At 50.4% G+C, this 12,240-nt stretch carries 17 protein-coding genes; 3 read left to right on the top strand and 14 right to left on the bottom strand.

Annotated elements, in window-relative coordinates; translation table 11 throughout:
- Window positions 1-145: 145 nt before the first annotated feature.
- Window positions 146-1,321 carry a FecR domain-containing protein gene (locus B5D63_RS25755; protein ID WP_078671732.1) on the bottom strand — a complete coding sequence of 392 codons (1,176 nt, stop codon included), beginning with the start codon at window positions 1,319-1,321 and terminating at the stop codon, window positions 146-148.
- Window positions 1,322-1,384: 63 nt separating this feature from the next.
- Window positions 1,385-1,963, bottom strand: coding sequence for an RNA polymerase sigma factor (locus B5D63_RS25750; RefSeq protein WP_078671731.1), 579 nt, complete (start codon window positions 1,961-1,963; stop codon window positions 1,385-1,387).
- Window positions 1,964-2,151: 188 nt separating this feature from the next.
- Between B5D63_RS25750 and B5D63_RS25745 the strand changes: the two genes are divergently transcribed.
- A complete protein-coding gene (locus B5D63_RS25745) occupies window positions 2,152-3,285 on the top strand; it encodes an alpha/beta fold hydrolase (protein WP_078671730.1) in 1,134 nt (377 codons plus the stop codon).
- Window positions 3,286-3,496: 211 nt separating this feature from the next.
- On the opposite strand, the gene B5D63_RS25740 is transcribed toward B5D63_RS25745, so the two are convergent.
- The 10 genes from B5D63_RS25740 to B5D63_RS25700 form a co-directional block, all read right to left on the bottom strand.
- Window positions 3,497-5,062, bottom strand: a complete 1,566-nt coding sequence (locus B5D63_RS25740) for a glycoside hydrolase family 43 protein (protein WP_078671729.1) — start codon at window positions 5,060-5,062, stop codon at window positions 3,497-3,499.
- A gap of 430 nt (window positions 5,063-5,492) precedes the next feature.
- A complete protein-coding gene (locus B5D63_RS35145; protein WP_317044815.1) occupies window positions 5,493-5,672 on the bottom strand; it encodes a class I lanthipeptide in 180 nt (59 codons plus the stop codon).
- Window positions 5,673-5,848: 176 nt separating this feature from the next.
- Entirely contained in the window at window positions 5,849-6,046 is a 198-nt protein-coding gene (locus B5D63_RS25730; RefSeq protein WP_078671727.1) for a class I lanthipeptide, read from the bottom strand.
- Between the two features lie 27 nt (window positions 6,047-6,073).
- Window positions 6,074-6,265 (bottom strand): class I lanthipeptide, encoded by a 192-nt coding sequence (locus B5D63_RS25725; protein WP_078671726.1) that lies wholly within the window; start codon window positions 6,263-6,265, stop codon window positions 6,074-6,076.
- A gap of 14 nt (window positions 6,266-6,279) precedes the next feature.
- Window positions 6,280-6,495: a class I lanthipeptide gene (locus B5D63_RS25720; protein ID WP_078671725.1), complete on the bottom strand. Its 216-nt coding sequence runs from the start codon at window positions 6,493-6,495 to the stop codon at window positions 6,280-6,282.
- Window positions 6,496-6,505: 10 nt separating this feature from the next.
- Window positions 6,506-6,703 carry a class I lanthipeptide gene (locus tag B5D63_RS25715; protein WP_078671724.1) on the bottom strand — a complete coding sequence of 66 codons (198 nt, stop codon included), beginning with the start codon at window positions 6,701-6,703 and terminating at the stop codon, window positions 6,506-6,508.
- 32 nt (window positions 6,704-6,735) lie between these two features.
- A complete protein-coding gene (locus B5D63_RS25710; protein WP_143313096.1) occupies window positions 6,736-6,927 on the bottom strand; it encodes a class I lanthipeptide in 192 nt (63 codons plus the stop codon).
- A gap of 101 nt (window positions 6,928-7,028) precedes the next feature.
- Complete coding sequence (locus tag B5D63_RS34765) at window positions 7,029-7,226, bottom strand: class I lanthipeptide (protein ID WP_143313095.1); 198 nt, start codon at window positions 7,224-7,226, stop codon at window positions 7,029-7,031.
- Window positions 7,227-7,274: 48 nt separating this feature from the next.
- Window positions 7,275-7,466, bottom strand: coding sequence for a class I lanthipeptide (locus tag B5D63_RS25705; RefSeq protein WP_078671722.1), 192 nt, complete (start codon window positions 7,464-7,466; stop codon window positions 7,275-7,277).
- A 177-nt stretch (window positions 7,467-7,643) separates the two neighbouring features.
- Window positions 7,644-8,015 carry a winged helix-turn-helix transcriptional regulator gene (locus tag B5D63_RS25700; RefSeq protein WP_078671721.1) on the bottom strand — a complete coding sequence of 124 codons (372 nt, stop codon included), beginning with the start codon at window positions 8,013-8,015 and terminating at the stop codon, window positions 7,644-7,646.
- 144 nt (window positions 8,016-8,159) lie between these two features.
- Here B5D63_RS25700 and B5D63_RS25695 point away from each other — a divergent pair, with 144 nt between their 5' ends.
- Together B5D63_RS25695 and B5D63_RS25690 are read left to right on the top strand one after the other, a co-directional pair.
- Complete coding sequence (locus B5D63_RS25695; RefSeq protein ID WP_078671720.1) at window positions 8,160-9,017, top strand: MBL fold metallo-hydrolase; 858 nt, start codon at window positions 8,160-8,162, stop codon at window positions 9,015-9,017.
- A gap of 33 nt (window positions 9,018-9,050) precedes the next feature.
- Entirely contained in the window at window positions 9,051-10,574 is a 1,524-nt protein-coding gene (locus tag B5D63_RS25690) for a HEAT repeat domain-containing protein (protein WP_078671719.1), read from the top strand.
- On the opposite strand, the gene B5D63_RS25685 is transcribed toward B5D63_RS25690, so the two are convergent.
- Window positions 10,531-11,349 carry a sterol desaturase family protein gene (locus B5D63_RS25685; protein WP_078671718.1) on the bottom strand — a complete coding sequence of 273 codons (819 nt, stop codon included), beginning with the start codon at window positions 11,347-11,349 and terminating at the stop codon, window positions 10,531-10,533. The two genes, B5D63_RS25690 and B5D63_RS25685, sit on opposite strands and share 44 nt — an antisense overlap.
- A 105-nt stretch (window positions 11,350-11,454) precedes the next feature.
- Window positions 11,455-12,051, bottom strand: coding sequence for a Crp/Fnr family transcriptional regulator (locus B5D63_RS25680; protein WP_159456163.1), 597 nt, complete (start codon window positions 12,049-12,051; stop codon window positions 11,455-11,457).
- Between the last annotated feature and the right edge of the window lie 189 nt (window positions 12,052-12,240).

The raw sequence follows: 12,240 nt of genomic DNA, 5'->3' as shown, positions 1-12,240 counted from the left end.
GTGTCAGAAGTGGCCGGGCATAGCTCCGCCGTTAAGCCCAAAGGGCTTTTCATTCCCGGACACACCAGGCCCTGACCACTAAGGCCGGCATGTTCACCTCCTCACCTGTTGTTGCTTGTTGACCTAAATTTTTATTATGGTTGCTTTATGGCATGACAATCAATTGCTTTCCTTCTATTCTGAAACGGACGCCCATCTTCTCCAGCACTATCAGTGCCTGTGGCAGGTCCAGGTCTCTTTTTATTTCCCCGCTGAAGACGATGTCCGCGCTGCCGGGTTCATATACGACCGTCACGTCGTACCACCGGGCCATCTGCCGCAGCACTTCCTTCAGGTGGGCATGGTCAAACTGGAAGGAGCCGTTTTTCCATGCCATAGCTATTTCCAGGTCCGGATGTTCCACCAGCTGAAGGCCTTCGCCCGATATGGCGGCCTGCTGACCGGGTTTCAGCACCACGGATGTTTGCTGATGATTCACTCTTACGCTGCCATCCAGGAGCGTGGTACGGAGATTTGCTTCATCCGTATAGGCGTTTACGTTAAACCGGGTGCCGAGTACTTCCACAGTCGCTTTTCCATTTACATCCACCCGGAAGGGTTGGCGGGCATTAGCCGCCACTTCAAAGTATGCTTCCCCTGTTATAATCACTGCGCGGACCTTGTCCGTAAAGGCTGTCGGATAGGTGATGCTGGATGCAGCATTGAGCCAAACAGCAGTACCATCGGGCAGTTCAATGCGGTATTGCCCACCGCGCGGCGTTGTTAATGTATGATATTCCACGGCTGCGGTAGCTCCCTGATAATTGAGCCGGCCGCTGTCATTTCGTACGGTGAGTCCCGGTTCCTGTACGATGCTGCCACGGGTACTGTCCAGCATAATTTCCTTACCGTTGGCCAGTTTCAGCATCGCGCGGCTGGTACCGCCGGCGATGGCTACCGGTGCGGGCGCGGGCATTTTTTTCCGGCTGGTCAGCATCCTCGCGGCGGGAACTGCCAGTGCTGCTATGAGCATGGCCGCAGCCGCATATCGTACCCAGGGACGGCGCCACAACGGTATCGGGCGTACGATGCCGGTACCTTCTGCTGCTACAGACACCATCAGCCGGTCCAGTATACGCTGGCTGGCGCCGGCAGGTAAAGGTGTTTCAGCGGTAAAAGACGTATGATAGCTGTCCTGCAGCACTTTCTCCAGGGCCTCGTTCTGCTCCGCTGCTGCCGGGTTTTCCTTCAGCCAGGCAAACAGCGCTTCACTTTCCGGCTCTGTAATGGCGCCGGCGAGGTACTTTTGCAACAGGTCCGCAGGAAATTTATTTGGTTCCATACTATTAAGACTAACGAGTAAAAGAAATGGGTGGATGGTCCGGAAAAAAAATTCCGCTTTTTTTTATTTCATGGCTATCAGCAGCATCAGCAGGGAGATATGGCCATGTTCCAGCAGGTAGTCCCGGATGGATTTTACGGCCAGCGACAGGTGCTGTTTAAACGTATTACGGGAAATATTCATCAGCGCAGCGGCTTCTTCGTAACTTTTGCCCTGCTGACGGCAGAGGATAAACGCCTCCCGGCGCTGTGGCGGCAGGTTGTCGATAGCACGCTGCAACAGCTCCTCGTATTGCTTCTGTTCCACGGCATTCAGCACCGACTGCTCATGGATGCCCAGCGACATACGGTGCATCACCTCGTCTCTTACCGTATCGAAGAGCGTCAGCCTGTTCAGCTGTGTAAGCGCGGTATTGCGGGCAAGGCGGTACAGGTAGCCTGCAAAAGAGGACTTAATGTCCAGCTGTTCGCGGACCTCCCATATCTTCAGGAACACGTCGTGCACCAGATCTTCTGTGAGCAGCGGATTTTTGGTGAATTTCAACAGGTAGGTATAAATCCCCCCGTGGTATTGCAGATAGATCGCTGTAAACGCCGCCTGGTCGCCTGCGGCAAGCCGCTTTAGCAGTTCCTGTTCATTCATTCTATATAAGATATCAGACAATCAAACTCCCCTACAGGAGACCGGTAAATTTAATATTAAATGTGGCAAAAAAAGAAGCCTTTCCCACCAGCCATACCTGAATTTGTCCGGTAACATAAAAAACAATAGTTTGCCACCGTTTACGTTTTTGCTTATTTATTTACTATCTGATACCACAAATCCGTTACATGCTAACAAATCGACTGCGAGCCAACACTTGTCAGCACCTGAAAGCGTTGCTGTTACTTATGACCATCTCCCTGGCTTTCCTTCCTGCCAGCCAGGCACAGAACAATAATGTGACCGACAAATACGCCGGCGGTAAAAAACTGATCACCGGGCTGAGTAAGATCCTAAGTCCCAATGGTGTCCAGGAAAATTTCGAGGCTACCCTCGGCGGCACCAAACAATGGGTATTTGTACGGGGACAAGACCGCAACAACCCCATCATCCTCTTCGTTCACGGCGGCCCGGCCTCCCCCATGGCGCCCGTAGCCTGGACCTGGCAGCGGCCCGTGGAAGAATATTTCACGATGGTACAATATGACCAGCGTGCCTCCGGCAAGAGCTTCCTCTCCAACGACACCACCAACCTGGGCGCCACCCTGCATATCGACCGTTACGTGGACGACGCCATTGAACTGGCCGAACAGCTCCGCCAGAAATACCACAAGAAGAAACTGGTCCTGATGGGCCACAGCTGGGGCACCATTATAGCCATGCGCGCCGCCCTGAAGCGCCCCGATCTGTTCTATGTATATATTGGTGCAGGCCAGAACATCAATACGGTAGACAACGAACGGGTAAGCTTTGAATTTGGCCTGAAAGAAGCCATTCGCCGCAACGATACCACCGCTATCCGGGAACTGCAATCCATCGCGCCTTACCCGGGTGATCAGCCTATCACCCGCGAAAGGATCATCATTGCCCGCAAATGGCCCCAGGAATATGGCGGCCTGGCAGCGTACAGACCTGTGCCCTCCTATTTCTTCAACGCTCCGCTGCTGTCTCCGGAATATGATAAAAAAGACGTGGACGCCATCGATGAAGGCAACATCTTTACCCTCGGCAGAGTAATAGATGAATTCCTGGCAGTGGACTTCAAGAACGTAACAACGTTTCCCATCCCTGTACTGATGTTTATGGGACGGCATGACTATACCACCCCCTCCGAACCTACTGACGCCTGGCTGAAAAAAGTGAAGGCCCCCTATAAAAAAGGGGTATGGTTTGAAAATTCTTCCCACCTGATGATGATGGAAGAACCGGGCAAGTTTTTACTGACGCTGGTGCAGGACGTAAGGCCCATGGCTGTAAAGTAATCTTCCTGCCAACAGATAAAAAGGGATGCCTGTCGACAGGCGTCCCTTTTTATCTATGTACCACGTAACCGGCTTTATGAGCATTACTACTCATGTCTGATAGGAATAAGCGTTCTATCTTTGCTTTGTAAATGTTCCCCCCAAAACAACCGGCTGTATCCTTTGAGGTGCAGCCGTTTTGTTTTATGCGTTTAAAGCAGACCACCGCTGTTTAACGGCGAAACCAGTCGAAGTCCGCATACCCTTTGCTTTCGGGCCGTGTCATGTCTGTATTAAAAAGGAACAGCGCAAAGCGGTTGGCCGTCCAATCCAGTCCGAGGCCCATCTTCAGCGCATTGCCTATCGTCCTGAAATGCTGACCGTCTTTGCTATAGGCAAAAGCAGCGGTGAAGTCTTTTTCCTGTACCATGGCTTTCAGCCAGATTTTGGAAGCAGTATAGGGTAAGACGGTAACAGTGCTGTCATTATTCACCATGATGAGTTCTTTGTTTTTTCCTTTGCAGCGGACACCTACATAAGCAGATGGCGACTGGAATACGCCCAGCCCCGCTACATCGCCCGGTTTCAGGCCGGAAAGATCGAGAGACACCGTGCCTTCCGAATAAGGGCCTTCCACCCGTTGCGTTAGTGTGTTGCGGGCATCTGCCAGTTGGCGTGCTTTGCCGGCATACAGCCGGAGATAGCCCTGCCGACGGGAGAGCGACCATTTACTATCGTCGGGATTATGGTTCCATTGCCATTGCAGCCCGAGGGTGCCGGTATTAAACTCATCCGAAGTGGCCGGTACCGTTACCGGGTAGCTTTTACCTATGCCTGGTTTGGGAAAAGTATCCACGCCCTTTCCGTTGACGCCTAACATAGGCCAGCCATCCACCCATGTCACCGGCTCAAGGTTGGGCACCCGGCCGATAGGGCCACGGTCCTGCATGATGATAAACCACCAGTCGCCATTCTTTAGCTGGACCATCCCGCCCTGATGCAGGCCGTTGCCCGGATAGGAATGATCGTCCTTTATCACCACCTTCGACTCATAAGGGCCGTACACATTGTCGGACCGCAGGCATACCTGTCGGCCTTTCGTGCCGCCGGTGCTCCCAAGGATGTAATACTTACCGTTGATTTTATACATGTGCGAGCCTTCCAGGTACGGGTAGTCGCGGTTATCATAAATTTCGCGCCGTGGTGTTTTTACGGACAGCGCGTCGCTGTTCAGCTCGGTGATAAATAGTTTCTGCTGACCGTGCGCGACATACACCTTACCATCGTCATCGAAGAATAAACCCGGATCATACAGATATTCCGGGAAGATGGTCCGCGTCCAGGGGCCTTCGATATTTTTAGCCGTACACATGGAAAAATGTCCTTTGCGGCCGTCCATGTCCGGTGTGCAGAAGCCTACATAGAACAGGCCGTTATGATGCCGGATGGTGGCCGCCCAGGAGCCGCTGAGGTACATATTGCCGCCTTCCAGGTTGTAACGCGGATCTTCCTCATAGCGGGGCACCGCATAACCGGCCATTTTCCAGTTGACCAGGTCCTGAGAAACCGCCACCGGGCAACCGGGGACGTAGTGCATACTGGTAGAAACGAAATAAAATGTGTCCTCGACCCGGATGATGTCCGGATCGGGCCAGTCTCCCCACATCAGCGGGTTTTTGAAGGTACCGTCGCCGTTGTCCGGCGTCCAGGAAGTGTTGGTTTGCGCCTGCAGGTAATTGTCGGTTAAAAGCAACAGGCAGAGGCATGCCCATGCCGGCAGGAAAAAAAAGTATCTCATTTGTTCACTTTTGAAAGTCCCGGTGGTCTGCAACCACCATTGTCATAACGTATCTATGTGCGAACATATGGACTTTTTTTTATCCTTTCAGGGATTTTTTACCAGCGGATATCCACTGTGTACGGATGACCGATATAATCCGGAAAGGATCTTACTATCCACCCATTAATACCCATTGCCCATTTTCTCCAATGATGGCACAGGTGGGATCACCATAAAACCAATCGAGTAATTGCACAGTTTGAGTTTCCCGATCCATTATATACATTGACTCATACAAGCTACCTACAATGATACGGTCATTGGCAGCATGTTGTACAAAAGCGAGGTCGTTCAATATCTCCCAGGGTATATTCATCTTCCTAAAGTAACAAAAACTGAAAAGCCGCACAAACTGTTGGTTTATGCGGCTTAACTAAATGTTGGCGCATTACTCGCACAGCCAGCAGGTTTGTCCGGTACCTGGTGATGTTTCACAGGTAATATAAAGGGTGGCGCAGTTATAGGGGCTGGTCTCGAATGCTTTACCGCCTGCGAGGCCAGGCTGTTGCGCCGGGTTGAGCACAGCGATGGCGTCTTTGTTAAATGACAACTTTTTGCTGATGGAAATTTTCTTTTTTCACAGCAACATATTTAAATGATGAAAGGATAACGCACCAAAGCCACACGGGCCACAAAGGGCCCGTGCAGCTTTGAGAGATGCTTTTCTACCGATGGGTCTACTCCTGGCAATCCCTGCAGGCTTCTCCCGGAGCTTGTACAGCTTGACAGGTAATGATGATGATACTACATGCAACGTATGCACGCATGGCCGGTAAACGGTATGGTAGGACAGGTTTCATCCAGTCCGGTTGTACAGTTGACCAACTTCGTTACGATAGTAGCCCCGCCAGCGATCAGCTGCTGTTGCCCTACATTGAGTGCTGCAATCGTCTCCTTATTAAAGGAGAGCTTTTTTCCGATAGTGATGTTTTTCTTTTTCATGAGAAAAAATTCAGACAGTGAAAAAAATTACGCGCAGTCGTCGCAAACGCCGGTAGCTGTTGTAGTTACACAGGTAACGCCGTTAGAGGTGCAGGTGATCAGTTTAGTAACGGTCCTCGAGCCTCCCGCCAGCACTTGTTGCTGAACATTATTGAGAGACGCGACTGTTTCCTTATTGAAGGAAAGCTTTTTTCTGATGGCTGTGTTTTTCTTTTTCATCAGCGATCATTTTATTACAGGATGGGGCACAGTTCGCAGGGACCGCCCGGACGTTGGATCGTAGCGCAGCTTTCGCCACCGCAGGTTTCCATACCGGAAGTGCAGTTCACCAGGCGGGTAATGGGAATGGCGCCACCAGCGATGAGCTGTTGTTGGTTACCATTCAATGCTGCGATAGTTTCCTTGTTAAAGGAGAGTTTTTTGCTGATAGCGATGTTTTTCTTTTTCATGAGTTACAGTTTAATTGGTGGGACAAAGTTCGCAGGGACGGGTTGGACCGGGGAAGGTACCGCATGTTTCCACACGGGATATGCAGGTAAACAATTCGGTCCGCCTTGCTCCGCCGGCAATCAGTTGTTGCTGACAGTTATTTAATGCCGCAATAGTTTCTTTGCTGAAAGAAAGCTTTTTGCTCATGGCAATGTTTTTCTTTTTCATAAATGATGAGTGTTCAGGTTAAACCATAAACGTTAACACGCTATGCATACCGGGCGTGTGTAGGGAAATGTACTACAGGTATCCTGGTATGTCATACATTTCGCGTCATAGGTAACCGGACGAAAACCACCGGCCAACATTTCTTTTTCGGTGGCAGAGAGTACTGCTACGGAAGATTTGCCGAACTGCAGTTTCTTTTCGGCGATCATTTTTTTCTTTTTCATAAACGGAGTGGATTTACAGGACAAAACATTCCCGCTGGCAGGCATACAGCCGCCACGACAGTTTGATCCCGGGTTAAAAAAAGAGATCAGATCAGATCAGACTAGCAGAATACACAGATCTCCTGCGTATAAGGGAACGTGTTACAGGTTTCGTAACGGGTTTCTTTGCATACTTTAGAGATGGTGATAGTGGTAGTGGGTATACCGCCGGCGATCTCAGCCTGTTGCTGCGGGTTCAGCTGGGCAATAGTTGTCTTGTTAAAAGACATTTTTTTTCCAATCGTTGTCTTTTTCTTCATAAGGAGGAGAATTACGGGTTCAAAATTTCGGTTGAATGACAGTACGGATCAGCAAAGCACGCAGGCTTGCTGTGTGTAAGGTATTGTGTTACAGCTGGCTCCTCTTGTTTCGATACATTGAACTTGCAAAGTAAGAGGCGGCATACCGCCAGCGATCAAAATTTGCTGGGATGCGTTCAGTTGGGCGATAGTTGTCTTGTTAAAAGACATTTTTTTTCCAATCGTTGTTTTTTTCTTCATAAGGAGGAGATTTACAGGTTCAAATTTGGGTTGAGAAATTACTTTATATAGACTGGGTTAATTGGCATGAGTTGTTGATTATTTTGAGATATCTGAAGATAATAAAAATGAGCAGGAAAAAAAATTTTTTTTGCAGGCCGGGGTCAACCTGCATGGACACATCCGTAACAATCCGTATCAGGAAAGCTCCCGCAATCCCATCTCCAGCCACGGCAACTTCTCATGTCGCTGGTTTTTCATATACTCCATGCCCCATTCATACAAAGGTTCAAAGATAGCGCACAGCTTCTTCCCTGACGCAGTCAGCATATACTCCACCCGCGGCGGCACCTCAGGGTATACTTTCCGGGTGATAATACCGTCTTTCTCCAACTCCCGCAACTGGCTGGTGAGCATTTTCTCCGTGAGGTTTTCACAGGTGCTTTTCAGCAATTCTGTATACCTTTTCGGCGTACCGTCCGACAGCATACTTAATATGTACAGCTTCCATTTTCCGCTAATGGCTTTTACCGCTACTGTCAGCGGACAGTGCAATCTTGGATCTCTCATATTTTTTTAAAAAAATTTGTCCGCGCCTTGCGGCGATGATCAACAAAACCTACAAAAAAGTAAGTAAGGCACGGAAAAGTGCCTCCTTATCCCGCAGGATGTAAAGGTATACCTTTGGTCCCATTAAAATTAAACAGCTCCCATATGAAAAAAATAATCCCGCTGATACTCGCCTGTATCAGCGCCCTGGCAGCAGACAGCGTAGCCCAACCATTACAGGTTCAGTTGATCCGGAGCGCCACGGTAAAGATCACCATCAACCACCGACACCTTTTAACAGATCCGATACTGGCCGATAAGGGGACCGAACCTCCCATTTTCTTTGCAGATGAACGCAAAAATCCCACCATTGATTTACCGTTTCACCATGACAGCATACTGAAAGACGTCGATGCCATACTACTGACCCACTATCATCCCGACCACTTCGACGGCGCAGCAGAAAAATATGTCCCCAAAGACATGCTGATCTTCTGTCAACCCGGAGATGACGCCAAACTGAAAGAAAAAGGATTTACCAACACACGCGTGATCGACAGTTTGGTCACCTGGGAAGGCGTCTCCTTCCACCGGTTCCTGTCGAGCCACTACCCCGGCGCAAACGGAGAACCGCCTTTCGGCATCTCCTCCTCTTACTACCTGCAAAGCCCGGATGGCGCGGTATTTATCACCGGCGACGCTATTCTTGATGACAAATTAAAAGCGTCTCTTATCACCACAAAGCCGCCCATCGTGATCGCCAACACCGGCGAATGCCACTTTACCCGTGAAAACCCGGTGCTGGCGCCCGGCATCACCATGACGCTGACCACCGGCGAGCTGAAAGCCATCACCCGGCTACTACCCGCCACCACGGTGATAGCAGTACATATGGACGCCATCAACCACTGCAGCCTGAGCAAGGCGGACCTGCGCCGGTATGTGGCCGGTGAAAAACTGCAAAATCGGATAAAGGTGCCGCAGGAAGGTGAGACGGTACGCGGCATTCCGGGGAATAAATGATATCTTAGCGTGGTTTAACCCACGACGATATACATGAATTTCTCATCACAGATACATACCCTGTACCATTCCGGCAATGAAGAGAAGAAGCTGCACGCACTGGCGGAAATGCAGACAGAAGGAAGTTGCGACCTGATCTACTGCCTGTTGCATGCATTACAACAGTCTCACAATACATCGGTCAGAGATATTATTGTAGATACGATCATTCATCTGTTCCGGAAGAATATGTATCCGCGACAATTATATCAGACGTTAAACAGTTGTCAGATCAGCCTTGCTGATGTTGATTTTTTTGAAGTCAGTTTTGATCAACAGCGACTGACCTATCTGCTGATCATCAGTTCACTCAATGAAAACGGCTACGTCAGAGAAAAAGCGGTACGCAAACTGGCCGATACCAAGGATACCGAAGCACTTCCCTTTTTGATTCAACGCCTGGCCGACTGGGTCACACCTGTCCGCCAGGCGGCTGAAGCCGCCGTGATAGCTTATCTGCATGCAGGAAAGGCAAAGGCCTTCATCATGAACCTTCCGCTGCTGGATTGGCTGCAGCGCGTGGAGCGGGTAGATCTCACAGATACCAGGGACGCCATACTCGACTACCTGACCGGGAGAGCCCGTAGTGTCTGTATGGCCCAATTTCCCCGCCTGCCGGTAAAACACCGTGTTCTTCTCGCCCGTTATCTGGTGGCCAGTTATGTTCACAGAGAGGAACTGCTTACGTTTATGGCAGACCGTTACCCACTGGTAAGGCAGGTAGCAGCTGCGCACATGGAGCATCTGCAACCGGAAGATATTATCCGGTTGTTGCAGGACAAATCTCCCCATATCCGCCTGCCGGTACTTCGAAAGCTACACCAGCAGCGGCCGGATTTTTCTTTGCTGCCTTTTACAGCAGATCCCGCCGCCGGTATACGGGACTTCGCCCGATACTATCTTAAAGATAAAGGCATTGACATAACCGCTTTTTATCTTGATCAGCTGCAACAGGGACAACAGTTACCGGGTTCTCTCCTTGGGCTCGCCGAAGCAGATGCCCGGCAGCATGCGGGTACTGTGGCCCGGTTCCTGCACCATCCTGTTTTGCGGGTAGCGAAAGCGGCATTGATCGCCCTGAAAAAATTGGATGATACCGCATTCTATGAACACTGTCTGGCGCATATGGACCATCCGGTGCCTGGTTTCCGGCACATCATTTTAGACTATCTGTCAAGACGTGCCAATCATACAGTGCTTCAAAAAGCGAGAGCACACTATGCGGCAGGGACGACAGGCCTTAAACTATCCATGTTGCAGTTCTTCTCTCATACCGGCGGCTGGAACGTTGCCGCAGATCTGATGCTCGGCACTATTGATCCGGACGTGGCTGTCAGGGACTATAGCCTTGCAGCGGTCCGGCATTGGCAGCAAAGAAGTGTATACCTCTTCTCTCCGCTTTCCGACGCCGACCGGGACCGGACACGCACGATCCTGCGCTTTGCCACAGAAATGCACGACCAGCACCAGTACTTTACTGAAAATCCGCTACGCGGACTGGCGTTTTATTTCCCCTGACAACCGGCTGACCGCCAAAACGCTGTGCCTGCAGTCGGTCATATTCTTTGACATAGTCCGGATGCTCGGTGCCCATCACGCGGTCCCATATACGAAAATACAGCCCGTAGTTGCCTTTGAAGCGGCTGTGATGCAGATTGTGATGCACGGAGGTATTGAGTACCTCAAACAGCCAGCTGCGACGGAAACCACGGGGCATGATCTCATAACCAAGATGGCCGTATACGTTGATAATAAAACCGGAGACGGTAAACAACAGGACTGTCAACGGATGCATCGGCATCACGCAGACGATCACCACCAGTATGCCGCCTTCCGCGATCGCTTCCAGCAGGTGAAAACTGTAGGACGTCCAGGGAGAGGGATTCGTGCTTTTATGATGTACCAGATGCGTGGCTTTAAACAATGCCGGGTGATGCAGCAACCGGTGCATCCAGTAGAAGTAGGTATCGTGCAGCACGAGGCTGAGCAGCAGGCTTACGCCAATGTACCACAACGGGAAATCGCCGATCTGCGTGTACACCTGCGTATACTGCCGCAAAGGAGTAAACAATACCGCCACAGAGATGGTGCTGAACACGAGCGTGCTTTGCATGGAGTGCAGGATCTCCCGGAAAAAATCCTTCCGGGAGGCTTCCCGCCGCTGGATTTTCTGTTGTTTTAACCGGGTAGGATATACCAGGTAAAATAAGATAAAGGGGATGCCAGCCAATAAAAAATAACGCAGCGCCTCCAGGCTGAAAATACGGGCCACCGCTTCGGTCAGTGTTTGCATAAGTCCGGTCGTTTTGATGTTAAACAACCCAAAATTAGCTACCACATGCCCTTTCACCGGTTAACAAAAGATAAGAAATGACGTTAACAAAAGATAATTTCCGGATTACTGCTTGCCCCGGCTGTGTATTCTTTTCCTGATGCGGCTGAGCGACACCGGCGTCACCCCCAGCATGGAAGCGATATATTTGTCCGGCACGCGGTTTACAATATCACCGCGGCTTTCCAGCAACTGCAGGTAACGCTCTTCGGGCGACAATGTCACGAACGCCTCAATGGTGTCCAGCGCTTCCGCCAGCATCATCTGCAAAAAATAACTGCGCAACGGCTCCAACCGGGTATTGTCACGCAGCAGCCCGTCCAGCTGGTTGTAGTCTATTTCTACCATCACGGTATCTTCCAGCGCCCTGTAAATAAACCTGGAGGACTGCTGCCGGATAATCGTATCATGTGAGGCAATAAACTGCCCCTCCCAGCGAAGAAACAACGTAGCCTCGTCACCGTTATGCCGCACCGCGTAAGCCCGGATAATGCCTTGCTGCAGCCAGGCCAGTTTTCGGGAGGTATCACCTTCACGAATATACGTTTCTCCCGCCTCCAGTTTCACCTGCCGGGTGATGGCAAACAACGGCGTAAGATCTGCCGCTGCAATGCCATTCAGTTGTTGCAACAGCTGTTGTAATGCGTCAATAGAAACCGCCATGCTACTCATTTTAGACCCAATATTAGCATTTTTCCCGCGAGCGCCGAACAAATTCATACACGGATTGTTTAACCAGCAAACAAAATAACCATTCATGAAAAAAAAACCTTAAGCCTGTTACTATCGCTATTGGCGCTGCTGTTGTTTTCCCGTTGTCAGGATAATACTGACATTGCGGACAGGATACTC

This window comes from Chitinophaga eiseniae (assembly GCF_900167135.1).
Classification (GTDB): domain Bacteria; phylum Bacteroidota; class Bacteroidia; order Chitinophagales; family Chitinophagaceae; genus Chitinophaga; species Chitinophaga eiseniae.
This window is presented reverse-complemented; position numbering and strand designations above follow the sequence as displayed.